General features: G+C 70.6%; 21 protein-coding genes. 17 read left to right on the forward strand and 4 right to left on the reverse strand.

The features are described from left to right. Position 1: 1 nt before the first annotated feature. The 12 genes from ACWC2B_RS04525 (at position 2) to ACWC2B_RS04580 (ending at position 12,548) form a co-directional block, all read left to right on the forward strand. Positions 2-1,408, forward strand: coding sequence for a UDP-N-acetylmuramoyl-tripeptide--D-alanyl-D-alanine ligase (locus tag ACWC2B_RS04525; protein ID WP_450714947.1), 1,407 nt, complete (start codon positions 2-4; stop codon positions 1,406-1,408). Then, positions 1,405-2,475 carry a phospho-N-acetylmuramoyl-pentapeptide-transferase gene (mraY, locus tag ACWC2B_RS04530; RefSeq protein WP_399049794.1) on the forward strand — a complete coding sequence of 357 codons (1,071 nt, stop codon included), beginning with the start codon at positions 1,405-1,407 and terminating at the stop codon, positions 2,473-2,475. The genes ACWC2B_RS04525 and mraY overlap by 4 nt, the downstream gene beginning before the upstream one ends. Then, positions 2,457-3,896 (forward strand): UDP-N-acetylmuramoyl-L-alanine--D-glutamate ligase, encoded by a 1,440-nt coding sequence (gene murD, locus ACWC2B_RS04535; RefSeq protein ID WP_450714948.1) that lies wholly within the window; start codon positions 2,457-2,459, stop codon positions 3,894-3,896. Before mraY ends, murD begins: the two co-directional genes overlap by 19 nt. Positions 3,897-3,954: 58 nt before the next feature. Next, a complete protein-coding gene (ftsW, locus tag ACWC2B_RS04540) occupies positions 3,955-5,343 on the forward strand; it encodes a putative lipid II flippase FtsW (protein WP_450714949.1) in 1,389 nt (462 codons plus the stop codon). 6 nt (positions 5,344-5,349) lie between these two features. Next, the gene (murG, locus tag ACWC2B_RS04545; RefSeq protein WP_053727775.1) at positions 5,350-6,435 is read left to right on the forward strand and encodes an undecaprenyldiphospho-muramoylpentapeptide beta-N-acetylglucosaminyltransferase; all 1,086 of its coding nucleotides are present in this window, start codon (positions 5,350-5,352) and stop codon (positions 6,433-6,435) included. 23 nt (positions 6,436-6,458) lie between these two features. Further along, the gene (locus ACWC2B_RS04550; RefSeq protein ID WP_450714950.1) at positions 6,459-7,265 is read left to right on the forward strand and encodes a cell division protein FtsQ/DivIB; all 807 of its coding nucleotides are present in this window, start codon (positions 6,459-6,461) and stop codon (positions 7,263-7,265) included. A 277-nt stretch (positions 7,266-7,542) separates the two neighbouring features. After that, positions 7,543-8,742, forward strand: coding sequence for a cell division protein FtsZ (gene ftsZ / locus ACWC2B_RS04555; RefSeq protein ID WP_450714951.1), 1,200 nt, complete (start codon positions 7,543-7,545; stop codon positions 8,740-8,742). Positions 8,743-8,794: 52 nt separating this feature from the next. Further along, positions 8,795-9,502 (forward strand): peptidoglycan editing factor PgeF, encoded by a 708-nt coding sequence (pgeF, locus tag ACWC2B_RS04560; RefSeq protein WP_450714952.1) that lies wholly within the window; start codon positions 8,795-8,797, stop codon positions 9,500-9,502. Positions 9,503-9,508: 6 nt separating this feature from the next. Continuing rightward, positions 9,509-10,228, forward strand: coding sequence for a YggS family pyridoxal phosphate-dependent enzyme (locus ACWC2B_RS04565; RefSeq protein WP_450714953.1), 720 nt, complete (start codon positions 9,509-9,511; stop codon positions 10,226-10,228). A gap of 140 nt (positions 10,229-10,368) precedes the next feature. Continuing rightward, positions 10,369-10,989 (forward strand): cell division protein SepF, encoded by a 621-nt coding sequence (locus ACWC2B_RS04570; RefSeq protein WP_450714954.1) that lies wholly within the window; start codon positions 10,369-10,371, stop codon positions 10,987-10,989. A gap of 73 nt (positions 10,990-11,062) precedes the next feature. Then, on the forward strand, positions 11,063-11,347 hold the full coding sequence (locus tag ACWC2B_RS04575; RefSeq protein ID WP_114035728.1) for a YggT family protein: 285 nt from the start codon (positions 11,063-11,065) through the stop codon (positions 11,345-11,347). Between the two features lie 49 nt (positions 11,348-11,396). Next, complete coding sequence (locus ACWC2B_RS04580) at positions 11,397-12,548, forward strand: DivIVA domain-containing protein (RefSeq protein WP_450714955.1); 1,152 nt, start codon at positions 11,397-11,399, stop codon at positions 12,546-12,548. A 789-nt stretch (positions 12,549-13,337) separates the two neighbouring features. Here ACWC2B_RS04580 and ileS read toward each other — a convergent pair. After that, a complete protein-coding gene (ileS, locus tag ACWC2B_RS04585) occupies positions 13,338-16,478 on the reverse strand; it encodes an isoleucine--tRNA ligase (protein ID WP_450714956.1) in 3,141 nt (1,046 codons plus the stop codon). Positions 16,479-17,041: 563 nt separating this feature from the next. Between ileS and ACWC2B_RS04590 the strand changes: the two genes are divergently transcribed. From ACWC2B_RS04590 to ACWC2B_RS04605, 4 genes are all read left to right on the forward strand, one after another. Then, positions 17,042-18,115, forward strand: coding sequence for a TraR/DksA family transcriptional regulator (locus tag ACWC2B_RS04590; protein WP_450714957.1), 1,074 nt, complete (start codon positions 17,042-17,044; stop codon positions 18,113-18,115). A 62-nt stretch (positions 18,116-18,177) separates the two neighbouring features. Next, the gene (gene lspA, locus ACWC2B_RS04595) at positions 18,178-18,744 is read left to right on the forward strand and encodes a signal peptidase II (protein WP_450714958.1); all 567 of its coding nucleotides are present in this window, start codon (positions 18,178-18,180) and stop codon (positions 18,742-18,744) included. A gap of 85 nt (positions 18,745-18,829) precedes the next feature. Further along, a complete protein-coding gene (locus ACWC2B_RS04600; protein WP_450714959.1) occupies positions 18,830-19,771 on the forward strand; it encodes an RluA family pseudouridine synthase in 942 nt (313 codons plus the stop codon). Between the two features lie 154 nt (positions 19,772-19,925). Next, positions 19,926-21,512 carry a Na+/H+ antiporter gene (locus ACWC2B_RS04605; protein ID WP_450714960.1) on the forward strand — a complete coding sequence of 529 codons (1,587 nt, stop codon included), beginning with the start codon at positions 19,926-19,928 and terminating at the stop codon, positions 21,510-21,512. Between the two features lie 28 nt (positions 21,513-21,540). Here the strand turns inward: ACWC2B_RS04605 and ACWC2B_RS04610 are convergent, their stop codons facing one another. Beyond that, on the reverse strand, positions 21,541-22,620 hold the full coding sequence (locus ACWC2B_RS04610) for a mechanosensitive ion channel family protein (RefSeq protein WP_450714961.1): 1,080 nt from the start codon (positions 22,618-22,620) through the stop codon (positions 21,541-21,543). A 30-nt stretch (positions 22,621-22,650) separates the two neighbouring features. Between ACWC2B_RS04610 and ACWC2B_RS04615 the strand changes: the two genes are divergently transcribed. Next, positions 22,651-23,232 carry a dienelactone hydrolase family protein gene (locus ACWC2B_RS04615; protein WP_450714962.1) on the forward strand — a complete coding sequence of 194 codons (582 nt, stop codon included), beginning with the start codon at positions 22,651-22,653 and terminating at the stop codon, positions 23,230-23,232. A gap of 64 nt (positions 23,233-23,296) precedes the next feature. Here ACWC2B_RS04615 and ACWC2B_RS04620 read toward each other — a convergent pair whose 3' ends face one another. Both ACWC2B_RS04620 and ACWC2B_RS04625 read right to left on the reverse strand, forming a co-directional pair. Next, complete coding sequence (locus ACWC2B_RS04620) at positions 23,297-24,106, reverse strand: thioredoxin domain-containing protein (protein ID WP_450714963.1); 810 nt, start codon at positions 24,104-24,106, stop codon at positions 23,297-23,299. Positions 24,107-24,156: 50 nt separating this feature from the next. Next, on the reverse strand, positions 24,157-24,831 hold the full coding sequence (locus ACWC2B_RS04625; protein ID WP_450714964.1) for a hypothetical protein: 675 nt from the start codon (positions 24,829-24,831) through the stop codon (positions 24,157-24,159). Between the last annotated feature and the right edge of the window lie 8 nt (positions 24,832-24,839).

Here is a 24,839-nt window from a genome sequence, read left to right on the forward strand (position 1 = left end):
AGTGATCGCCCTCTCCCTCGCCGAGATCGCCGAAATCGTCGGCGGGCAGCCGCACGACATACCGGATCCGTCCGTCCCGGTCACCGGCCCGGTCGTCATCGACTCCCGCCAGGTGGCGGCCGGTTCGCTCTTCGTGGCGTTCGCCGGCGAACACGTCGACGGCCACGACTACGCGCGGCGGGCCTTCGAGGCGGGCGCCGCGGCCGTCCTGGCGGCCCGCCCGGTCGGGGTGCCCGCGATCGTCGTCGACGACGTACAGGCCGCCCTCGGCGCCCTCGCCCGCGACGTCGTACGCCGCCTCGGCACCGAAGTCGTCGCCCTCACCGGCTCGTCCGGCAAGACGTCCACCAAGGACCTGATCGCGCAGGTGCTCCAGCGCCACGCGCCGACGGTCTTCACGCCGGGCTCCCTCAACAACGAGATCGGCCTGCCGCTGACCGCGCTCACCGCCTCCGCGGAAACCAGGCACCTGGTCCTGGAGATGGGCGCGCGCGGCGTCGGACACATCCGCTACCTCACCGGCCTGACCCCGCCCAGGATCGGCCTCGTCCTCAACGTCGGGACCGCCCACATCGGCGAGTTCGGCGGCCGGGACCAGATCGCCCTGGCCAAGGGCGAGTTGGTGGAGTCGCTGCCGGAGAACGGCTGCGCCGTCCTGAACGCGGACGACCCTCTCGTACGGGCCATGGCGTCCCGGACCAAGGCGCGCGTGCTGCTCTTCGGCGAGGCCGAGGACGCGGACGTACGTGCCGAGAACGTCCGGCTCACAGCGGCCGGACAGCCCTCCTTCAGCCTTCACACACCCTCCGGGTGCAGCGACGTGACGCTGCGCCTGTACGGTGAGCACCACGTGTCGAACGCGCTCGCCGCGGCCGCCGTCGCCCATGAGCTGGGCATGTCCGCAGACGAGATCGCCCGCGCGCTCTCCGAGGCGGGCACCCTCTCCCGCTGGCGTATGGAGGTCACCGAGCGTCCGGACGGTGTGACGGTCGTCAACGACGCCTACAACGCGAACCCCGAATCCATGCGAGCCGCCCTTCGCGCGCTCGCGGCCATGGGCAGGGAGCGCAGGACGTGGGCGGTGCTCGGTCCGATGGCCGAGCTGGGCGACGACTCGCTCGCCGAGCACGACGCGGTCGGACGGCTCGCCGTCCGGCTCAACGTCAGCAAGCTCGTGGCAGTCGGGGGCCGGGAAGCGTCCTGGCTGCAACTGGGCGCATATAACGAGGGTTCGTGGGGTGAGGAGTCGGTGCACGTGTCCGACGCACAGGCGGCCGTCGACCTGCTGCGCAGTGAACTGCGGCCGGGAGACGTCGTGCTGGTGAAGGCATCCAGGTCGATCGGCCTGGAGCGGGTGGCACTGGCGCTGCTCGACAACGCCGTCGAGGGTGAGGTCGCCGCCCGATGAGGCAGATCCTCTTCGCGGGAGCCATCGGTCTGTTCCTGACCCTGGTCGGTACCCCGCTGCTCATCAAGCTGCTCGCCCGCAAGGGCTACGGCCAGTTCATCCGTGACGACGGCCCGCGCGGCCACGCCGGGAAGAAGGGCACGCCCACCATGGGTGGCATCGCCTTCATCCTGGCCACGCTGATCGCGTACGCGCTGACCAAGGTGATCACCAGCGAGTCCCCGACCTTCTCGGGTCTGCTCGTGCTCTTCCTGACCGCCGGCATGGGCATGGTCGGCTTCCTCGACGACTACATCAAGATCGTCAAGCAGCGTTCGCTGGGCCTGCGGGCCAAGGCGAAGATGGCCGGACAGCTGATCGTCGGCATCGCCTTCGCGGTGCTCGCCCTCCAGTTCGCGGACGCCCGGGGCAACACCCCGGCCTCCACCAAGCTGTCGTTCATCAACGACTTCGGCTGGTCGGTCGGCCCGGTCATCTTCGTGGTCTGGGCGCTGTTCATGATCCTCGCGATGTCGAACGGCGTGAACCTGACGGACGGTCTCGACGGCCTGGCCACCGGCGCCTCCGTGATGGTCTTCGGCGCGTACACCTTCATCGGGCTCTGGCAGTTCCAGGAGTCCTGCGCCAACGCGCAGACCCTCACCAACCCCAACGCCTGCTTCGAGGTGCGAGATCCGCTCGACCTCGCGGTCGTCGCCTCAGCCCTGATGGGCTCCTGCTTCGGCTTCCTGTGGTGGAACACCTCGCCCGCCAAGATCTTCATGGGTGACACCGGTTCGCTCGCGCTCGGCGGCGCCCTCGCGGGCCTCGCGATCTGCTCCCGCACGGAGTTCCTGATCGCCCTGCTCGGCGGCCTGTTCGTACTGATCACGATGTCCGTGGTCATCCAGGTCGGCTCGTTCAAGATGACCGGCAAGCGGGTCTTCCGGATGGCGCCGCTCCAGCACCACTTCGAACTCAAGGGGTGGTCCGAAGTCCTTGTCGTGGTCCGGTTCTGGATCATCCAGGGCATGTGCGTGATCGTGGGTCTGGGACTCTTCTACGCGGGATGGGCAGCCGACAAGTGAGCACCACCTGGCAGGGCAAGCGCGTGACGGTGGCCGGTCTCGGCGTCTCCGGGATGCCGGTCGCGCGGGTCCTGAACGGGCTCGGCGCCGTCGTCACGGCCGTCAACGAGGGCGCCGACGAGCGCTCCCGCACGCAGGCCGCGGAGCTTGAGGCGCAGGGCATCACCGTGCGCCTCGGCGACGGGGCCACCCTGCCCGAGGGCACCGAACTCGTCGTCACCACGCCCGGTTGGCGGCCCGACAAACCGCTGTTCGCGGCCGCCGCCGAGGCGGGCGTGCCGGTGTGGGGCGACGTGGAACTGGCCTGGCGGCTCCGCGACCTGGACGGCCGCACGCCGGCCCCCTGGCTCGCGATCACCGGCACCAACGGCAAGACCACCACCACCCAGATGCTGGCCTCGATCCTGCGCGCCGCGGGGCTTCGTACCGCCGCCGTCGGCAACATCGGCGTCTCGCTGCTCGACGTGGTCCTCGGCGACGAGCAGTACGACGTCCTGGCCGTCGAGCTCTCCAGCTACCAGCTGCACTGGGCGCCCTCGCTGCGCGCCCACTCGGCCGCCGTCCTCAACCTGGCGCCGGACCACCTCGACTGGCACGGCTCCATGGAGGCGTACGCCGCCGACAAGGGCCGTATCTACGAGGGCAACACGGTGGCCTGCGTCTACAACGCGCAGGACAAAGCCACCGAGCACCTCGTGCGCGAGGCCGACGTGGAGGAGGGCTGCCGGGCGATCGGCTTCACCCTCGCCACACCGGGCCCCTCGCAGCTCGGCGTGGTCGACGGCATCCTCGTCGACCGGGCCTTCGTGCAGAACCGGCAGAAGAACGCCCAGGAGCTCGGCGAGGTCGCCGACGTCTTCCCGCCGGCCCCGCACAACATCGCGAACGCCCTGGCGGCCGCCGCCCTCGCGCGCGCCTTCGGCGTCGAGCCCAAGGCGGTACGCGACGGCCTCAAGGCCTTCCGCCCCGACGCGCACCGCATCGAGCACATCGCGGACGTCGCGGACGTCGCCTACGTCGACGACTCCAAGGCCACCAACACCCATGCCGCCGAGGCCTCCTTGGCGGCGTACGACCCGATCGTCTGGATCGCCGGGGGCCTGGCCAAGGGGGCTTCCTTCGACGAGCTCGTCCAGCGCTCGGCCAAGCGGCTGCGTGGGGTCGTCCTGATCGGCGCCGAGCGCCACCTGATCGCCGAAGCCCTGGCGCGACACGCGCCCGAGGTCCCGGTGGTGGACCTCGACCGGACCGACACTGGGGCGATGCTGGCGGCGGTCCGCGAGGCGGCCGGGCTCGCCCGGCCGGGCGACACCGTCCTGTTGGCCCCGGCCTGCGCCTCGATGGACATGTTCGCGAACTACAACAAGCGCGGCGAGGCCTTCGCGGAAGCGGTCCGCGAACTCGCCGCAGGGCACGCCTAGCCGGACCACCCGTTCCACGGACCGGCGGCGCCGGGCACGACTGGAGGGGACAGCACACATGGCGGCCGATGTTCTTGGCGGTTCCGGGGACGCCCCGCGCACCTTCCCCGCGCTCGCCGGTCTTCTCCTGCGCAGCCGCACCGCCGGGCCCGTGCGCGGCCCGGCGGTCCGCCGGGGCGGAGCCGGCACTCCCCGGCCGCCCGGACCGCGCGGGCGCGGGCTCAGACGCCTGGTCGACCAGGCCAAGAAGGCCTGGGACCGCCCCCTGACCGCGTACTACCTGATCATGGGCAGCGCCCTGCTCATCACCGTGCTCGGCCTGGTGATGGTCTACTCCGCCTCGATGATCAAGGCCCTCGAACTGGCGCTGCCGGGCTCGTACTTCTTCCGCAAGCAGTTCCTCGCGGCCCTCATCGGCGGCGCACTGATGATCGCCGCGGCCCGGATGCCCGCCAAGCTCCACCGGGCCCTTGCCTACCCGATACTGGCCGGCACGGTATTCCTGCTGATCCTCGTGCAGATCCCGGGGATAGGGAAATCCGTCAACGGCAACCAGAACTGGATCTACCTCGGCGGCCCCTTCCAGCTCCAGCCCAGCGAGTTCGCCAAGCTGGCGCTGCTCCTGTGGGGCGCCGACCTGCTCGCCCGCAAGCAGGACAAGCGGCTCCTGACCGAGTGGAAGCACATGCTGGTGCCGCTCGTGCCGGTGGCCCTCCTGCTGCTCGGGCTCATCATGCTCGGCGGCGACATGGGCACGACGATCGTCCTGACCGCGATCCTGTTCGGCCTGCTCTGGCTGGCCGGCGCCCCCACCCGGCTCTTCTCGGGCGTGCTCGCCGTCGCGGGCACGCTGGCCGCCCTCTTCATCAAGATCAGCCCGCACCGGATGGGCCGGCTCAACTGCATCGGCGCCACCGACCCGGGCCCGCAGGACCAGTGCTGGCAGGCGGTGCACGGAATCTACGCGCTCGCCTCCGGCGGATGGTTCGGATCCGGCCTGGGTGCAAGTGTGGAGAAATGGGGTCAACTCCCTGAGCCCCACACCGACTTCATCTTCGCCATCACAGGCGAGGAACTGGGTCTGGCGGGGACGCTGTCGGTCGTCGCCCTCTTCGCGGCTCTAGGCTATGCGGGTATCCGCGTGGCCGGACGCACGGAGGACCCCTTCGTGAGGTACGCCGCGGGAGGTGTGACCACCTGGATCGTGGCGCAGGCCGTGATCAACATCGGTGCGGTGCTCGGCCTGTTGCCGATCGCCGGTGTCCCGCTCCCGCTGTTCTCCTACGGAGGGTCCGCGTTGCTGCCGACCATGTTCGCCGTGGGGCTCCTGATCGCGTTCGCGCGGGACGACCCCGCTGCGCGGGCGGCGCTGGCCATGCGGCAGCCTCGGGTGAGTTGGAAGTCGATGAGACGGCGCGTCAAGAAGCGTCCGTCCGGAGAGCGGTGAATTTCGGTGCATGTCGTACTCGCCGGTGGGGGGACCGCCGGCCACATCGAGCCCGCGCTCGCCCTCGCGGACGCCCTGCGCAGGCAGGACCCCACCGTGGGGATCACGGCACTCGGTACGGAGAAGGGCCTGGAGACCCGGCTCGTGCCCGAGCGCGGCTACGAGCTCGCGCTCATCCCGGCCGTCCCGCTGCCCCGCAGGCCCACCCCTGAGCTGATCACGGTGCCCGGGCGGCTGCGCGGCACCATCAAGGCCGCCGAGCAGATCCTGGAGCGCACCAAGGCCGACTGCGTCGTCGGCTTCGGCGGCTACGTGGCGCTGCCCGGCTACCTCGCCGCCAAGCGGCTCGGGGTACCGATCGTGGTCCACGAGGCCAACGCCCGCCCGGGCCTCGCCAACAAGATCGGCTCGCGGTACGCGGCCTCGGTGGCCGTCGCCACCCCGGACAGCAAGCTGCGCAACTCCCGCTACATCGGCATCCCGCTGCGCTACTCGATCGCGACCCTCGACCGGGCCCGGGTCCGCCCCGAGGCGCGCGCCGCGTTCGGGCTCGACCCGGGGCTGCCGACGCTGCTCGTCTCCGGCGGCTCGCAGGGCGCCCGGCGCCTCAACGAGGTGATCCAGCAGATCGCCCCGGTGCTCCAGCGCTCCGGTATCCAGATCCTGCACGCGGTCGGCCCGAAGAACGAACTGCCGCGTGTCGACAACATGCCCGGGATGCCGCCGTATGTCCCGGTACCGTACGTGGACCGGATGGATCTCGCGTACGCCGCGGCCGACATGATGCTCTGCCGCGCGGGCGCGATGACCGTCGCCGAACTCTCCGCCGTCGGGCTGCCCGCCGCCTACGTACCGTTGCCGATCGGCAACGGCGAACAGCGGCTGAACGCCCAGCCGGTGGTGAAGGCCGGCGGCGGCCTCCTCGTCGACGACGCCGAACTCACTCCCGAGTGGGTGCAGGGCAACGTCCTTCCGGTGCTGGCCGACCCGCACCGGCTGTACGAGATGTCGCGCTCCGCCGCCGAGTTCGGGCGGCGCGACGCCGACCAACTCCTCGTACAGATGGTGTACGAGGCCATCGCAGGACGCTGATCAACTGACGGAAGGCAGGGACCGTGGCCGGACAGGCGACCGCTCAGCGCGGTGGCGGACAGACCAAGAAGTCCGCGAAGTCCGGCCGGTCCGGCCCCCGTCCCCAGCGGAGCCGCCGCTTCCGGCTGCCCCGCCCACGGGCCCGGATCGTCCTCGTCATCGCCGCCCTCCTGCTCGGCGCGGGCGCCATCTGGGTGCTCTACGGCTCCACCTGGCTGCGCGTCGAGCATGTGAAGACCACCGGGACGGAGGTTCTGACGCCCGGTGAGGTCGAGGAGGCGGCCGCGGTGCCGATCGGTTCGCCGCTGATTTCCGTCGATACGGGCGCGATTGAGGCGCGATTGCGCCAGAAGCTGCCGCGCATCGACTCCGTCGCGGTCGTCCGTTCATGGCCGCACCGGATCGGTCTGGAAGTGACCGAACGCAAGCCCGTCCTGGTCATGAAGAACGGCGCGAAGTTCGACGAAGTGGACGCGAAGGGTGTGCGTTTCGCCACCATCCAACAGCCCCTGAACGGCGTCGCGCTGCTCGAATTGACCCCCTCGCGATCGCCGAGTCAACGACGGTTCGGCACCGACCGGCTCGTCCTCGAAGCGGTCCACATCATGGGCGAACTCCCGCCCGCCGTCGCCAAGGAGACGCGTTCCGTCAAGATTTCCTCGTACGACTCCGTCACGCTGGAGTTGACCGGCGACCGCAGCGTGCTGTGGGGAAGCGACGAGGAGGGTGAGCTGAAGGGACGTACCCTCAGTGCACTGATGAAAGCGCGGCCGAAGTCGGCCCGCTTCGATGTGAGCGCCCCCACCGCCCCAGCGGTATCGGGCAGTTGACGGACAAATGCGCTGGCCAGCACCCTGGTTGGTCATCGACACGGGTGATCACATAGGGTGAAAAGAAAAACGGGAGGTTCGGCGTGTTCGTTGAACGCGCGCCACTTGTCGACTTAGTGTCCTGTTCGGAAGAGTCCAGCGAACAGACACACTGGTAACCCTAAACTTCAACGTTAGGGTTCGGGTCGGCGATACGGACCGACCCAATCGGCATTCGTCGTCACCTCGCGGCAACCGCGAAGTGACGACCCGTAACTCGAGGCGAGAGGCCTTCGACGTGGCAGCACCGCAGAACTACCTCGCAGTCATCAAGGTCATCGGTGTCGGCGGCGGTGGTGTCAATGCCATCAACCGAATGATCGAGGTCGGTCTCAAGGGCGTCGAGTTCATCGCGATCAACACTGACGCACAAGCACTGTTGATGAGCGACGCCGACGTCAAGCTCGACGTCGGCCGTGAACTCACCCGCGGCCTCGGGGCCGGAGCCAACCCGGCAGTCGGACGCAAGGCGGCAGAGGACCACCGTGAGGAGATCGAGGAGGTCCTCAAGGGGGCCGACATGGTCTTCGTCACCGCCGGCGAAGGCGGCGGCACCGGCACCGGCGGCGCCCCCGTCGTCGCCAACATCGCGCGCTCCCTCGGCGCCCTGACGATCGGCGTGGTCACCCGCCCGTTCACCTTCGAGGGTCGGCGCCGGGCGAACCAGGCGGAGGACGGCATCGCCGAGCTCCGCGAAGAGGTCGACACCCTCATCGTCATCCCGAACGACCGGCTGCTCTCCATCTCCGACCGCCAGGTCAGCGTCCTGGACGCGTTCAAGTCCGCCGACCAGGTGCTGCTCAGCGGTGTCCAGGGCATCACGGACCTGATCACCACGCCGGGTCTCATCAACCTCGACTTCGCCGACGTCAAGTCGGTCATGTCCGAGGCCGGTTCGGCCCTCATGGGCATCGGCTCGGCCCGCGGCGACGACCGCGCGGTGGCCGCCGCCGAGATGGCGATCTCCTCGCCGCTCCTGGAAGCGTCCATCGACGGCGCCCGCGGCGTGCTCCTCTCCATCTCCGGCGGCTCGGACCTCGGCCTCTTCGAGATCAACGAGGCGGCCCAGCTGGTCAGCGAGGCCGCCCACCCCGAGGCCAACATCATCTTCGGCGCGGTCATCGACGACGCCCTCGGCGACGAGGTGCGCGTCACGGTCATCGCGGCCGGCTTCGACGGCGGACAGCCGCCGGCCCGCCGGGAGAACGTCCTCAGCGCCTCCAACAAGCGCGACGAGCCCGCTCCTTCGCGCCCGTCCGAGGTGTCCCGGCCGCTCGGCGGACTGGGCACGGTCGGCACGCGCGAGGAGCCGCCGGCCCCGGCCCCGGTCGAGCCCGCCCCGGTCAACGAGACCCCGGCCACCTCGGCCATCCCGACGGCCCGTCCCTACCCGGACAGCCAGGCCGAAGAGCTGGACGTCCCGGACTTCCTCAAGTGACCGAAGTGACGTTTCGAAGCGGTCTCTTGAAGTGATACGAGAGCAGGGCACCGTGAGCGGCGCGCATTTCGCCTTCACCGACCGGTGGGGCGGGGTGAGCGCCGTTCCGTACGAGGAGCTCAACCTCGGCGGCGCGGTCGGCGACGACCCCGCCTCGGTCCGCACCAACCGCGAGCTCGCCGCCAAGTCGCTCGGGCTCGACCCGGCCCGGGTGGTCTGGATGAACCAGGTGCACGGCCGCGAGGTCGCCGTCGTCGACGGCCCCTTCGGGCCGGGCGACGCGACCGCGGTGGACGCGGTGGTGACGGGCCGTCGCGGAACCGCGCTCGCGGTGCTCACCGCGGACTGCACCCCGGTCCTCCTCGCCGACCCGGTGGCCGGCGTCGCGGGCGCGGCCCACGCGGGGCGGCCCGGCATGGTCGCGGGCGTCGTGCCCGCCGCCGTCGAGGCGATGGTCTCGCTCGGCGCCGACCCGGCCCGGATCGTCGCCCGCACCGGCCCCGCCGTCTGCGGACGCTGTTACGAGGTGCCCGAGCGGATGCGGGCCGAGGTCGCCGGGGCCGAGCCCGCCGCCTGGTCCGAGACCAGCTGGGGCACGCCCGCCGTGGACGTCACGGCCGGGGTGCACGCGCAACTGGCCGCCCTCGGCGTCACCGACCTCGAAGCCTCGCCGGTCTGCACGCTCGAATCGCGCGACCACTTCTCGTACCGCCGCGACCGCACCACTGGGCGGCTCGCCGGATATGTCTGGCTGGACTGACGACTCATGACGGATCGCAAGACCGAACTCGCCGCCAACCTGGCACAGGTGGAGGAACGTATCGCTTCCGCCTGCGCCGCGGCCGGGCGCAAGCGGGCGGACGTGACCCTCATCGTGGTCACCAAGACCTACCCGGCGAGCGATGTGCGCCTGCTGCACGAACTGGGCGTGCGCCATGTCGCGGAGAACCGGGACCAGGACGCGGCCCCCAAGGCGGCGGCCTGCGCGGACCTCGATCTGACCTGGCACTTCGTGGGCCAGTTGCAGACGAACAAAGTTCGTTCCGTTGCGAGTTATGCCCATATGGTGCAGTCGATCGACCGGCCCAGGCTGGTCGGCTCGCTCTCCGCCGCGGCCGTACGGGCCGGGCGCGAGCTGGGCTGCCTGATCCAGGTGGCCCTGGACGCGGAGTCCGGCGCGCGGGGCGAGCGCGGGGGTGTCGCTCCCGACGGAATCGAGGAGTTGGCCGCGCTGGTCGACGAGGCGCCCGGGCTGAGGCTCGACGGTCTGATGACGGTCGCGCCGCTGGCCGGGGAGTACGCGGGACGGCAACGGGCCGCTTTCGAGCGACTGGTGGAATTCTCATCCCGCCTGCGCGCGGACCATCCGGCTGCGAACATGGTGTCAGCAGGGATGAGTGCGGACCTCGAAGAGGCCGTTGCGGCCGGAGCGACACATGTACGCGTCGGAACGGCGGTACTCGGAGTCCGACCCCGGCTCGGGTAACGTCGCGAAGCAAGTCGGACCACAGCAGAAAATATGGTCATTCCCACTCTTCGGTGGGCAGACCGCGTGGATCGTGGGCACTTGTTGACGCTGCCACTTGGCGACAGAAGCGATCCACCACAGAGCGGAGGAATCTGAGCATGGCCGGCGCGATGCGCAAGATGGCGGTCTACCTCGGCCTCGTGGAGGACGATGGGTACGACGGCCGGGGGTTCGACCCCGACGACGATTTCGAACCCGAGCCCGAACCGGAGCGCGACCGTCGGCGGCACCAGCAGCCCCCGCACTCGTCCTCGCTCCAGGACGAACGGGATGAATCGGTACGAGTGACGCAGCCTCCGGCGCCGAGAGAACCGGTTCGGCTACCGGTAGAAAGCGGGCGTCCGGCGCGAATCGCACCCGTGGCGTCCATCACACCTGAACGTCCGAGCCTGGAGAAGAACGCACCGGTGATCATGCCCAAGGTCGTGTCCGAGCGGGAGCCGTACCGCATCACCACGCTGCACCCGCGGACCTACAACGAGGCCCGTACCATCGGGGAACACTTCCGCGAGGGCACTCCCGTGATCATGAATCTCACGGAGATGGACGACACCGACGCGAAGCGACTTGTCGACTTTGCCGCTGGACTCGTCTTCGGCCTGCACGGCAGCATTGAACGGGTGACGCAGAAGGTGTTCCTGCTGTCTCCTGCTAACGTCGATGTCACGGCGGAGGACAAGGCCCGCATCGCAGAGGGCGGATTCTTCAACCAGAGCTGAGAACACGACACCGGGAACGAACCGGCCGGGAACGGGCCGGGGCTTGTGAAGCAAGGGGAGAGGGAAGCGCGAGATGGGCGTCGCACTGCAGGTGGTCTACATCGCGCTGATGTGCTTCCTCATCGTGCTGATCTTCCGGCTCGTCATGGACTACGTCTTCCAGTTCGCCCGTTCATGGCAACCCGGTAAGGCGATGGTGGTCGTTCTTGAGGCCACCTACACTGTCACCGATCCACCGCTCAAGCTTCTGCGGCGGTTCATTCCGCCGCTGCGTCTCGGGGGCGTGGCACTCGACCTGTCCTTCTTCGTTCTGATGATCATCGTCTACATCCTGATCAGCATCGTGGTCAGGTTGTGAACGATACGGTCCTGCCGACTGCCGACGACTACGTAGAGGTGAAGAAGAGATGCCGCTGACCCCCGAGGACGTGCGGAACAAGCAGTTCACGACGGTCCGCCTCCGAGAAGGCTATGACGAGGACGAGGTTGATGCCTTCCTCGACGAGGTCGAGTCGGAGCTGACGCGACTGCTCCGCGAGAACGAGGATCTGCGCGCCAAGCTGGCCGCCGCCACCCGCGCCGCCGCGCAGAACCAGCAGCAGGGCATGCGCAAGCAGGAGCCGCAGGACGGCCGAGGCCCGGGTGCGCCCGTACCCGCCGCCATATCCGGTCCGCCGCAGGTCCAGCAGCAGCCGCAGATGGGTCCGCCCCAGCTGCCCAGCGGTGCGCCGCAGCTGCCCGCCGGACCTGGCGGCCACGGCCAGGGCCAGCACGGCCAGGGCCAGATGGGCCAGGGCCCCATGGGTCAGGGTCCGATGGGCCAGAACCAGCTGGGTCAGGGTCCCATGGGCCAGAACCAGCTCGGTCAGGGCCCCATGGGCCAGCAGATGGGCGGCCCCATGGGTGGCCACGGCCCGCAGATGGGACAGCCGGCCCAGTCTCCCGGTGGTGACAGCGCCGCGCGCGTGCTCTCCCTCGCGCAGCAGACCGCCGACCAGGCGATCGCGGAGGCCCGTTCCGAGGCCAACAAGATCGTCGGTGAGGCCCGCAGCCGCGCCGAGGGTCTGGAGCGCGACGCCCGTGCCAAGGCGGACGCCCTGGAGCGGGACGCGCAGGAGAAGCACCGCGTCGCGATGGGCTCCCTGGAGTCCGCCCGCGCCACGCTGGAGCGCAAGGTCGAGGACCTGCGCGGCTTCGAGCGCGAGTACCGCACGCGGCTGAAGTCCTACCTGGAGTCCCAGCTGCGTCAGCTGGAGACCCAGGCCGACGACTCGCTCGCGCCGCCGCGTACCCCGGCGACCGCGTCGCTGCCGCCGGCTCCGCAGATGAGCGGGTCCATGGCGTCGGCCGGTGCCGGTGCGATGGGGCACCCGATGGGTGGTCAGCCGTCCATGGGCGGCCAGCAGTCCATGCCGAGTGCGCCGTCCTACGGTGGCCAGCAGCAGATGTCGCCGGCGATGACCCAGCCGATGGCGCCGGTGCGGCCGCAGGGGCCTTCGCCCATGCAGCAGGCTCCTTCGCCGATGCGCGGCTTCCTGATCGACGAGGACGACAACTGACGGGCCCTGCGCGCGTGACCCGCGCGTAGCCGTCGGCAGGCTGCGAGGGCCGGTACCGGGGTTTCCCCCTGGTACCGGCCCTTTGCCGTGCCTCTGGTCGGGCCGGCCGACCGCGGGGGGTGGGCGCCTGCGGCGGGCTTCGTCCCCTCCCCGCGCCTCCCCGCTGTGACACTCTGCGGCTCCGCCGCGTGGCCTCCGGGGGCGGGGTGCGCTGCGGCTCTGCCCCAGACCCTGTTGGCCCCTCCCCGCCCCTTCCCGCTGTGACACTCTGCGGCTCCGCCGCGTGGCCTCCGGGGGCGTGGGGCGGGCTGAGGTCCGTTGTCGGGGGCGCTGCCCCCAGGCCCCCGCTCCTCAAACGCCGGAGGGGCTGAATGTGCCGGTGGTCGGGTGCGGACCGTGCGTGGCTGGTCGCTCCCCCAAGTTCTCGGCTTCTCCCCCAAGTTCTCGGCTTCGCTCGAACAGGGGGGACCCCCATGAACAGGGGGGACCCCCATCGCGGCGGAGCCGCATATGTCGCAGCCCTGCACCCCTGGCAGGGTTGGTGCTGGCCCGCACCGGGCATTTCAGCCTGTCATGGGGGTCCCCCCTGGCCCTTAATGCCTTGGGGGAGTTTGAGGACGAGCGCCCTTCAGGCGCGAGCGGGGGTCTGGGGGCGCAGAGCCCCCGGGAAACAACTTTCCCTCTCCCCATCCCACCCCCGGAGGGTCTCGGGAAGGGGCGGGGTGGGGGAGGAAACGCGACGGCCCGCCCCCGGGATCCCAGGGGCGGGCCGTCGGCGCGAGGGGGCTGTTACACCTTGCGGAGGCGGAACGTCAGGGACAGGGCCTCGTCCGTGAAGGCGGGGCCGTACGTGGCGTCGGCCTCGCCCGCCGCGTAGTCCGTCGCCAGGACCTCGTCCGCGATCAGCTCCGCGTGGGCGGTCAGGGCCGAGGCGACCTCCGGGTCCGTGGCGATCCAGCGCACCGCGATCCGGTCCGCCACGTCCAGGCCGCTGTTCTTGCGGGCCTCCTGGACCAGCCGGATCGCGTCACGGGCCAGGCCCGCGAGGCGCAGCTCCGGGGTGATCTCCAGGTCGAGGGCGACCGTCGCGCCGGAGTCCGAGGCCACCGACCAGCCCTCGCGCGGGGTCTCGGTGATGATGACCTCGTCGGGGGCCAGCGACACGGGCTCGCCGTTGACCTCGACCGACGCCGTGCCGGTGTCGCGCAACGCCGCCGACAGGGCCGCCGCGTCGGCCGCCGCCACCGCCTTCGCCACGTCCTGCACGCCCTTGCCGAACCGCTTGCCGAGGGCTCGGAAGTTGGCCTTCGCCGTGGTGTCGACCAGCGAGCCCCCCACCTCGGAGAGGGACGCCAGCGAGCTGACGTTCAGCTCTTCGGTGATCTGCGCGTGCAGTTCGGGGGAGAGGGTCTCGAAGCCCGCCACCGCGACCAGCGCGCGCGACAGCGGCTGGCGCGTCTTGACGCCCGACTCCGCGCGCGTGGCCCGGCCCAGCTCCACCAGGCGGCGTACCAGCGCCATCTGCCGCGACAGCGTCGGGTCGATCGCCGCCGTGTCCGCCTTCGGCCAGGACGTGAGGTGGACGGACTCCGGGGCGTCCGGGGTCACCGGCACCACCATGTCCTGCCAGACGCGCTCGGTGATGAACGGCGTCAGCGGGGCCATCAGACGGGTCACCGTCTCGACCACGTCGTGCAGGGTGCGCAGCGCCGCCTTGTCGCCCTGCCAGAAGCGGCGGCGCGAGCGGCGTACGTACCAGTTGGAGAGGTCGTCGACGAAGGAGGAGAGCAGCTTGCCCGCCTTCTGGGTGTCGTACGACTCCAGGGCCGAAGTGACGCCCTCCACAAGGGAGTTGAGCTCGGAGAGCAGCCAGCGGTCCAGGACCGTGCGGTCGGCCGGGGCCGGGTCCGCCGCGCTGGGCGCCCAGTTGGACGTACGGGCGTACAGGGCCTGGAAGGCGATCGTGTTCCAGTAGGTCAGGAGGGTCTTGCGCACGACCTCCTGGATGGTGCCGTGGCCCACCCGGCGCGCGGCCCACGGGGAGCCGCCGGCCGCCATGAACCAGCGCACCGCGTCGGCGCCGTGCTGGTCCATCAGCGGGATCGGCTGGAGGGTGTTGCCGAGGTGCTTGGACATCTTGCGGCCGTCCTCGGCCAGGATGTGGCCCAGGCACACGACGTTCTCGTAACTGGACTTGTCGAAGACCAGGGTGCCGACCGCCATCAGCGTGTAGAACCAGCCACGGGTCTGGTCGATGGCCTCGCTGATGAACTGCGCCGGGTAGCGGGACTCGAAGAGCTCCTTGTTCCGGTGCGGGTAGCCGTACTGCGCGAACGGCATCGAACCCGAGTCGTACCAGGCGTCGATGACCTCCGGGACGCGTACCGCGGTCAGGGCGCAGCCCTCGGCGGTGCAGGTGAAGGTCACGTCGTCGATGTACGGGCGGTGCGGGTCCAGGGACGACTGGTCCGTGCCCGTCAGCTCGGTCAGCTCCGCGCGCGAGCCGACGCACGTGAGGTGGCCCTCCTCGCAGCGCCAGATGGGCAGCGGGGTGCCCCAGTAGCGGTTGCGGGACAGCGCCCAGTCGATGTTGTTCTTCAGCCAGTCGCCGAAGCGGCCTTCCTTGACCGACTCGGGGAACCAGTTGGTCTTCTCGTTCTCCCGCAGCATCGCGTCCTTGACGGCGCTGGTGCGGATGTACCAGGACGGCTGCGCGTAGTAGAGCAGCGCGGTGTGGCAGCGCCAGCAGTGCGGGTAGCTGTGCTCGTACGGGACGTGGCGGAAGAGTAGGCCGCGCTCCTTGAGGTCCTCCGTCAGCTTCTCGTCGGCCTTCTTGAAGAAGACGCCGCCGACCAGCGGGACGTCCTCCTCGAAGGTGCCGTCGGGGCGGACCGGGTTCACGACCGGCAGTCCGTACGCCTTGCAGACCAGGAGGTCGTCGGCGCCGAAGGCGGGGGACTGGTGGACCAGACCCGTACCGTCCTCGGTCGTGACGTAGTCGGCGTTCACCACGTAGTGCGCGGGCTCGGGGAACTCCACCAGCTCGAAGGGGCGCTGGTAGGTCCAGCGCTCCATCTCGGCGCCGGTGAACGACTGGCCGGTGACCTCCCAGCCCTCGCCCAGGGCCTTCTCCAGGAGGGGCTCGGCCACGACGAGCTTCTCCTCGCCGTTCGTCGCGACGACGTACGTCACCTCGGGGTGGGCCGCGACCGCCGTGTTGGACACCAGGGTCCACGGGGTCGTCGTCCACACCAGGAGGGCCGCCTCGCCGGCGAGCGGGCCGCCGGTGAGGGGGAAGCGGACGAAGACCGAGGGGTCGACGACCGTCTCGTAGCCCTGCGCCAGCTCGTGGTCGGACAGGCCCGTGCCGCAGCGCGGGCACCAGGGGGCGACGCGGTGGTCCTGGGTGAGCAGGCCCTTGTTGAAGATCTCCTTCAGGGACCACCACACGGACTCGACGTACTGCGGGTCCATGGTGCGGTAGGCGTCGTCCAGGTCGACCCAGTAGCCCATCCGGGTCGTGAGGTCGGCGAAGGCGTCGGTGTGGCGGGTCACGGACTCGCGGCACTTGGCGTTGAACTCGGCGATGCCGTACGCCTCGATGTCCTTCTTGCCGTTGAAGCCGAGTTCCTTCTCGACCGCCAGCTCGACGGGCAGGCCGTGGCAGTCCCAGCCGGCCTTGCGGGCCACGTGGTAGCCCTGCATCGTGCGGAAGCGGGGGAAGACGTCCTTGAAGACGCGGGCCTCGATGTGGTGGGCGCCCGGCATGCCGTTGGCGGTGGGCGGGCCCTCGTAGAAGACCCACTCGGGGCGGCCCTCGGACTGTTCGAGGCTCTTGGCGAAGACCTTGGACTGCTCCCAGAAGTCGAGCACGGCGTGCTCAAGGGCGGGCAGGTCTACCTGGGCGGGCACCTGGCGGTACTGCGACATCCGTTCATCCTCCGGCGGATCGTCGTGCGGTTCCGTCGGAGGGACGAGAGCCTGCCCTCGTGGGGCGCTCCCGCGGTACCACCCTCCTTGGCGGTGTGCGGAACACCGCCCCCTCATTGGGGTCGCGAAGCCGGTTCTACCGGACCCCCGGGGAGGGGGTCTTTCTTCCGGCGGCTCGGGGGTGATCTTCACCGCGCGCTCGCCTCCGGGCTCACACCGTCCCCGGATCGCTCTTGGCTGCGTACGCCGCTACTCGTCCCGTCCACGCCTCTCGCTGCGGTCAGTGTACGGGGCCCGGCGCGGAGCGGCCGACCGGTTTTCGGCGGGCCGTGGCGAAGGGTGCGTCCATGACCCGAATGGCCATACGGGCTCCGGCGGAGTCCGGCTCCGCCCGTCCGGCGGATTACCGGGCCGGGAGCTGGGCACAACGGATGCAGGTTCGTCTTGCCGCCGGTCCGGGGCGGGGCGAACCGGCGGCTGCCCCGTTGCCGCGGGCCTGGGGTCGATTTATCGTCCCAGCACGATTCGCGAGCAAGATCACAATATGTGAAGGGGCCGCGGCCATGGTGGCGAAGAAGACCGCCGTAGAGACCACAACGGCGTCCAAGAGAACCAGTGCCACACGTGCTGCCGCAGGCGCCACCACGGGCTCGGCGGCCAAGGACACGAACGGGAAGAAGAGCACCACCGCCAAGAAGACGACGGCCAAGAAGGCGACGACCAAGGCGGCGACGGCCAAGAAGACCGCCAAGAAGGCCGCCAAGAAGACGACAGCGAAGAAGGCGGTGGCGAAGGAGACCGCTCCGGCCAGGTCCGACGAGTCCGCCAAGGCCGTCGAGACCTCTTCGACGAAGTCCGCGGAGGCAGAGAGGACGACGGCCGAGGAGGCCGCCGCCCAGGAGACAGCCACGCGGACGGGCGCTGCCGAACAGGCGGCGCCCGCCAAGAAGACCGCCAAGAAGGCCGCGAAAAAGGCCGTCGCCAAGAAGGCGTCGGCCGGCAAGGCAACCGGGACGGCGCGGGCCGCGTCCGACAAGGCGACCGACAAGACGGCGCCGGTGAAGTCGGCCGGGGCGGGCGCCAGGAAGGCCGCGACCGCGGCCCAGGGGGCGGCTGCGGCCGCGGAAGAGACGGGAGCCAAAAAGGTGGTTGCGAAGAAGACTGCGGGAGGGGCAACGGCGGCCAGGGCCGCCGCGGCGTCGGCGGTGCCGGCGGCCCGTGCCGTCGCCACGGCCGTCCCGGGGGAGCTTCCGGTCCGGCCGGGCGAGGACCCATGGACCCCGGCGGAGGTCGCCGAGGCCCGTAACGAGCTGTCCAGCGAGGTGCTGCGGCTGCGCAGCGAGATCGAGGCCTCGGAGGCTGCGCTCACGGGCCTCATGCGCGACTCCGGCGACGGCGCGGGCGACGACGACGCCGACACCGGCACCAAGAACATCACCCGTGAGCACGAGATGGCGCTCGCCGCCAACGCCCGCGAGACACTTGAGCAGACCGAGCACGCCCTGGAGCGCCTGGACGCCGGGACGTACGGCTACTGCGAGGTCTGTGGGAAGCCGATCGGCAAGGCCCGGATGCAGGCGTTCCCGCGCGCGACCCTCTGCGTGGAGGACAAGCAGAAGCAGGAACGGCGGGGCTGACTCCGTACAGGTGTGCCGTACTCTCGTGCTCAGTCAGGCACCTAGTCGGTTGAGGGACTCACGTGGCAGAGGCGGAGAGCGTCATCGGTACGCCGGATGTGGAAGGGGCCGACGAGCAGGCGGCCCCCGCCGAGCAGCCGAAGGGCAAGCGGAGGGTCGCCGTGCTGTTCGCGGTGGCGCTCTTCGCCTACCTTCTCGACCTCGGCAGCAAGATGCTCGTGGTGGCCAGGCTGGAGCACCACGAGCCGATCAAGGTCATCGGTGATCTGCTCCAGCTGAACGCGATCAGGAACGCGGGCGCCGCTTTCGGGATCGGCGAGGCGTTCACGGTGATCTTCACGATCATCGCGGCGACCGTGATCGTGGTGATCGCGCGGCTCGCGCGCAAGCTCTACAGCCTGCCGTGGGCGATCGCGCTCGGCCTGCTGCTCGGCGGCGCGCTCGGCAACCTCACCGACCGGATCTTCCGCTCGCCCGGCGTCTTCGAGGGCGCGGTCGTCGACTTCATCGCGCCCAAGGGCTTCGCGGTCTTCAACCTCGCCGACTCCGCGATCGTGTGCGGCGGCATCCTGATCGTGATCCTCTCGTTCCGCGGCCTCGACCCGGACGGCACCGTCCACAAGGACTGAGGGCCCGAGTCCGAACGCCCGCGTCCGGAGCCCCCGCGCCGGACGCGCGGCGGGGGATGTCGGTGGGGCAAGGCATACTCGACGGGTGAGCACGATTCCCGAGATCCGCACCCTGCCCGTTCCCGACGGCCTCGAAGGCGAGCGCGTCGACGCCGCCATCTCCCGCATGTTCGGGTTTTCCCGTACCAAGGCGGCCGAGCTTGCCGCGGCGGGGAAGGTCCAGGTCGACGGCGCCGTGGTCGGCAAGTCCGAGCGGGTGCACGGCGGGGCCTGGCTGGAGGTCGAGATGCCGCAGGCGGCCGCCCCCGTCCAGATCGTCGCCGAGCCCGTCGAGGGCATGGAGATCGTCCACGACGACGACGACATTGTCGTGATCATGAAGCCGGTGGGCGTCGCCGCCCACCCGAGCCCGGGCTGGACGGGCACCACGGTCATCGGCGGCCTCGCCGCGGCCGGTTACCGCATCTCCACCTCCGGCGCCGCCGAGCGCCAGGGCATCGTGCACCGCCTCGACGTCGGCACCTCCGGCCTGATGGTCGTCGCCAAGTCCGAGCGGGCCTACACCTCGCTCAAGTCGCAGTTCCGCGAGCGGGTCGTCGACAAGCGCTACCACGCGCTCGTCCAGGGCCACCCGGACCCGATGAGCGGCACCATCGACGCCCCGATCGGGCGCCACCCCAACCACGACTACAAGTGGGCCGTGACCGCCGAGGGCAAGCCGTCGGTCACGCACTACGACCTGATCGAGGCCTTCCGCGCCGCCTCGCTGCTCGACATCAAGCTGGAGACGGGGCGTACGCACCAGATCCGCGTGCACATGTCGGCCCACCGCCACCCCTGCGTCGGCGACCTCACCTACGGCGCCGACCCCACCATCGCCAAGCGCCTCAAGCTGACGCGCCAGTGGCTGCACGCGGTGCGGCTCGGCTTCGAGCACCCCTCCGACGGCCAGTGGGTCGAGTTCGAGAGCCAGTACCCGCAGGACCTGCAGTACGCCCTCGACGCGATCCGGGCCGAGAGCGAGTGACGGGCTGATCCCGCACCGGGCGATGCGGGCGGGGGCTCCCGTAGCCCCTGCCTGAGCCCTTTGCCCCCGATGGGCGGTTCGGGCGGGTTGCGTGGCACGCTGGAGGCCTTGATCGTCCAGGCCGTCCAGGCCCGCACCGCCCCGGAGGGCATCCGTGGATCAGCTGGCCCTGCTGCTCGTGCTCCTCCTCGGCGCGGTGGTCACGGTCCCGTTGGGCGACCGCCTCGGCCTTCCCGCGCCGGTGCTCATGACGATCGGCGGGATCGTGATGGCGCTGCTGCCGTTCGTGCCGAACGTGGACATCCCGCCGGAGTTCATCCTTCCGCTCGTGCTGCCGCCGCTGCTCTACGCCTCCGTGCAGCGCACCTCCTGGCGGCAGTTCACCGCCAACCTCCGGCCGATCCTCCTGCTGGCCGTCGCGCTCGTCTTCGTGACCACGGCCGCCGTCGCGGCCGTCGCCGGCTCCATCGTGCCGGGGCTGCCGATCGCCGCGGCCGTCGCGCTCGGCGCGCTCGTCGCCCCGCCCGACCCGGTCGCGGCGACGGCGGTGGCGGGCTCGCTCGGGCTTCCGCGCCGCCTGGTGTCGATCCTGGAGGGCGAGGGCCTGTTCAACGACGTCACCGCGATCGTGCTCTACCACGTGGCGATCGCGGCGACCGTGAGCGGGAGCTTCTCGTGGGCGTCCGCGGCGGGTGAGCTCGTGCTGTCCGCCGTGGTCGCCGTCGTCGTCGGGCTCGCGCTCGGCTGGGCCGCGAACAAGCTGATGGGCCTGCTCGGCGACCCCACCCTCCAGATCGGCCTGACCCTCCTGGTCCCGTTCGTCGGCTACGTACTGGCCGAGGAGTTCCGCGGCTCCGGGGTCCTCGCCGTGCTGACCGTGGCCCTCTTCCTCGCCGAGCACACGATGGACGCCGACGACGTACAGGGCCGTCTCGCCGGAGCCACGTTCTGGCAGATCGTCGACACCCTGGTCACCGGGGTCGCGTTCGGCCTCATCGGGCTCGAACTCCACAACGTGTTCGGCACCGCGACCGGCCGTGAACTGCACATGTTCGGCTGGGCGGCGGCCGTGGTCGGCGTCGTCGTGGGCGTACGGCTGCTGTGGCTGCTCCCGGCGACCTGGCTCGCCAAACGGCTGCACACCAAGCGCGACTACGACGAGGAGATCCCCACCTCCTGGCGGGAGACCATCGTCATGTGGTGGGCCGGGATGCGGGGCGTGGCCTCGGTGGCCCTCGCGCTCGCCATCCCGCTCAAGACCGACGACGGCGCGCCCTTCCCCGGCCGCGACGAGATCGTCTTCATCGCCTTCGCCGTGATCATGACCACTCTGGTCTTCCAGGGGCTCACCCTGCCCTGGCTGGTCAGGAGGCTGGGCGTACGGGCCGACACGGATGCCGAGCGCGGCCTGGAGCGCGACCTGGCCATCCGGGCCGCGAAGGCCGCGAAGCGGCGCCTGAAGGAGATCGAGGACGTCGAGGAACTGCCCGAGGACGTCATGGAGCAGTTGCAGCGGCGGGCCTACGACGTGGGGGCGCGGATCAGCCCCGACATGATCGACGAAGAGCGGCGCGAGGCGTACGCCAAGCGGGTGGAGCGGCTTCGGGCCGTTCAGCGCATCCAGCGCGAGATGATGTCCGCGGCTCGGCACGAGGTGCTGTCCGCGCGCAGCGAGCCGGGTGCCGACCCGGAGATCGTCGACAGGGTGCTGCGGCAGCTGGACGTGCGCAGCCTGCGGTGAGCGGCCCGCCCGCCCGCGCGGCCCCGCTTCAGGGGCGCTCGTCCTCGATCTCCCCCGAAGGGCCGCCATGGGCCGGCGGCGTCCCGGTCGTCGTGATCCTCGGCAGCGCGTACGGATGCTCCGCGTACAGCCACGCCACCATCTGCTCCCGGACCGTCACCCGTACCGTCCAGATGTCGTCCGCGTCCTTCGCCGTCACCGTTGCCCGTACCTGGATCGTGGACGGGGTCGTGTCCGTCACCGCCAGGGAGAAGTCCCGGCCGTCCCAGGCCGGGCACTCCTTCAGGATCAGGGCGAGGCGTTCGCGCATCAGGGGGAGCGGGGCCGAGTGGTCCAGGTGGAAGAAGACCGTGCCGGTCATCTGGGCGCCGCCGCGCGACCAGTTCTGGAACGGCTTGCTGGTGAAGTACGACACCGGCATGGTCAGGCGGCGCTCGTCCCAGGTGCGGACGGCGAGGAAGGTCAGCGTGATCTCCTCGACGACGCCCCACTCCCCGTCGACCACCACCGTGTCGCCGATCCGCACCATGTCTCCGAAGGCGATCTGGAGCCCCGCGAAGAGGTTGCCGAGGGTGGACTGCGCCGCGACACCGGCGACGATGCCCAGGATGCCCGCCGAGGCCAGCAGGGAGGTGCCCGCCGTGCGCATCGCGGGGAAGGTGAGCAGCATCGACGCGACGGCCACCACGGCGACGATCGCGCTGACCACCCGCTGGATGAGCGTGACCTGGGTGCGGACCCGGCGGACCCGGGCCGGATCGCGTGTGGAGGCCGCGTAACGGGTGTACGAGGACTCCACGACGGCCGTCGCGATCCGCACCACCAGCCAGGCGCTCGCGCCGATCAGGACCAGCGTCAGGAACTGGCCCAGGCCCGCCTCGTGGTCCTGGACCGGCCGCCACTTGATCTCGTCGTACGAGCCGCGCAGGATCGCGGCGAGCAGGACGAGGCGCAGCGGTATGCGGCACCGGCGCAGCAGGCCCCACAGCGGGGTCTCGCGGTGCCGGGCGTCGGCTCGGCGCAGCAGCCGGTCGGCCAGCCATCCCACCACCAGCGTGAGCACGACCGAGCCGCCGATGACGATCAACGGACGCAGCACGTTCTCCATGCCTTCGACCGTAACTGGCACGATGGCCACATGAACATCATGCTTTTCCATTCCGTCTACGGTCTGCGTCCCGCCGTGCAGGAGGCCGCCGAGCGTCTGCGGGCCGCCGGCCACGAGGTGCACGTCCCCGACCTGTACGAAGGCCGCACCGTGGAGACCGTGGAGGAGGGCAGGGAGGTCAAGGACGAGATCGGCAAGGAAGAGCTCCTGAAACGAGCCATTCTCGCCGCCGCCCCCTACTCGGAGCGTGGTCTCGTCTACGCCGGGTTCTCGCTCGGTGGGTCCATCGCGCAGACCCTGGCGCTCGGCGATGCGAAGGCCCGCGGCCTGCTGCTGCTCCACGGCACCTCGGACATGGCCGAGAACACCGCGGTGGACGAGCTGCCCGTCCAGCTGCACGTCGCCGACCCGGACCCGTTCGAGTCGGGGGACTGGCTCAACTCCTGGTACCTCCAGATGCAGCGGGCCGGCGCGGACGTGGAGATCTACCGCTACCCGGGCGCCGGCCACCTCTACACCGACCCGCAGCTCCCGGACTACGACGAGGCGGCCGCCGAGCTGACCTGGCGCACCGCGCTGGGATTCCTCGACAGCCTCGGCACCGACGCGTAGGAACGCCGAACGGGCCGTGCGGACCCGGAGGTTCGCACGGCCCGTTCAACGGCCCTTCAGAGGGTCAGCCCTTGAGCGCCTTGTCGATCGCGGCCGTGAAGGAGGCCGCGTCCGTCGGAGCGTTCTCCGAGCCCTCCGCGGTGACCTTCTTGCCGTCCATCTTCAGCGTGGGCGTGCCGGTGACGCCGCTGCTGTTGAACTTGTCCGACATGACCAGCGCCCACTTGTCGTAGGTGCCGTCCTTGACCGCCTTGTCGAAGGCCGCGTTGCCCTTGAGCGCCGGAACGGTGTCGGCGATCTCGATCAGGTAGTCGCGGCTCTTGAACTTGTCGGTGGTCTCCTCAGGGTGGAACTTGGCCGAGTAGAGCGCCGACTTGTACTCCAGGAACGCCTCGGGGCTGACGTTCAGCGCCGCGCCGAGCGCGCTCAGCGCGGTCTTCGAGCCGGTGCCCGGGCTGCCGTTGTCGATGAACGTGGCACCGATGAACTGGATCTTGTACTTGCCCGCGTCGACGTCCTTCTTGATCGTCGGGCCGACGGCCTGCTCGAACTGCGAGCAGATCGGGCAGCGCGGGTCCTCGTACAGTTCGAGGGTCTTCTTCGCGTCGGCCTTGCCGATGACGACGGTCGTGCCGTCGCTCCCCGAGTTGGCGGGCTTCACCAGCGTCTTGTCCTTGGCGGCCTCCCACGCGCTGGGCTTCATGGCCTGCATGATCGCGTAGCCGGCGCCGCCCGCGAGGGCGAGGACGCCGACGACGGACGCGGCCACGATGATCTGGCGACGGGTCTTGGCCTTCTTGGCCTCGCGCTCGCGCTCCGCTCGCAGCCGCTCGCGGGCGGCAGCCTTGTTGGCCTGGCTGTTGCGGGAACTCATGATCTTTTTCTCCGGATGGCAGGTGAGGAAAGTGACGGGGGCTGCTGTGCTCAGACGAGGCCGAGCGACGGGCAGGGAGGTCCCCTTCGTGCCACGGAGTGCACCAGGAGGCGGGTGCGCGAGGGGCCGGGCTTCCCGTGCGCCGGGCGCGCGAGCGGGCGGGCGGCGCCGTCGGATGCGCGCACCACGGCCGCCGCGACGAGCAGCGGCCGGAACGCGAACGCGGCGACCGCGCGCAACAGCCGGGCCAGCGCCGCCTCGCCCCGGCGCAGCCACAGAGCGGCGAGCAGGCCTACGGCCAGGTGGGCCGCGAGCAGCAGCCAGGGCACGGCCGGGCCCGGGTGGGTCAGCAAGGTGGCCGCGTTCTCCGGGGTGCGCACCGCTCCGAGCGCGCCGCCGCCGCACAGCACGTCGAAGCCGACCGCGCGCAGGGCACCCGCGACGGGCCCGCCGGCCGGGCCGTAACAGACGTGTTGGCCGGTGGTGAACAGGGTGTCGGCGGCCAGCTCCAGCGGGACCAGGGCCCCGGCGATCGCCCAGTAGCCGCGCTCGCGGCCGGCCAGCGCGTAGGCGATGACGAACACCGCGCCGGCCGCCGACGCCACCAGCGTGAGCGGCAGCGGCACCCGGGAGAGCAGCACGTGGGACGCGGCGGAGAGCGTCACGACGAGCGCCGTGAAAAGCGCCGCGCGTGCCGCTCTGAGCTGCGTCCCGGATATGTCCATCGCGGGTG

This window comes from Streptomyces sp. NPDC001415 (assembly GCF_053597395.1).

Coding starts and splice junctions, on each gene's coding strand:
- mraY (WP_399049794.1), top strand. CDS start 1,405: ATGAGGCAGATCCTCTTCGCGGGAGCCATCGGTCTGTTCCTGACCCTG.
- murD (WP_450714948.1), top strand. CDS start 2,457: ATGGGCAGCCGACAAGTGAGCACCACCTGGCAGGGCAAGCGCGTGACG.
- ftsW (WP_450714949.1), top strand. CDS start 3,955: ATGGCGGCCGATGTTCTTGGCGGTTCCGGGGACGCCCCGCGCACCTTC.
- ACWC2B_RS04565 (WP_450714953.1), top strand. CDS start 9,509: ATGACGGATCGCAAGACCGAACTCGCCGCCAACCTGGCACAGGTGGAG.
- ACWC2B_RS04570 (WP_450714954.1), top strand. CDS start 10,369: ATGGCCGGCGCGATGCGCAAGATGGCGGTCTACCTCGGCCTCGTGGAG.
- ACWC2B_RS04575 (WP_114035728.1), top strand. CDS start 11,063: ATGGGCGTCGCACTGCAGGTGGTCTACATCGCGCTGATGTGCTTCCTC.
- ACWC2B_RS04580 (WP_450714955.1), top strand. CDS start 11,397: ATGCCGCTGACCCCCGAGGACGTGCGGAACAAGCAGTTCACGACGGTC.
- ileS (WP_450714956.1), bottom strand. CDS start 16,478: ATGTCGCAGTACCGCCAGGTGCCCGCCCAGGTAGACCTGCCCGCCCTT.
- ACWC2B_RS04590 (WP_450714957.1), top strand. CDS start 17,042: ATGGTGGCGAAGAAGACCGCCGTAGAGACCACAACGGCGTCCAAGAGA.
- ACWC2B_RS04610 (WP_450714961.1), bottom strand. CDS start 22,620: ATGGAGAACGTGCTGCGTCCGTTGATCGTCATCGGCGGCTCGGTCGTG.
- ACWC2B_RS04615 (WP_450714962.1), top strand. CDS start 22,651: ATGAACATCATGCTTTTCCATTCCGTCTACGGTCTGCGTCCCGCCGTG.
- ACWC2B_RS04620 (WP_450714963.1), bottom strand. CDS start 24,106: ATGAGTTCCCGCAACAGCCAGGCCAACAAGGCTGCCGCCCGCGAGCGG.
- ACWC2B_RS04625 (WP_450714964.1), bottom strand. CDS start 24,831: ATGGACATATCCGGGACGCAGCTCAGAGCGGCACGCGCGGCGCTTTTC.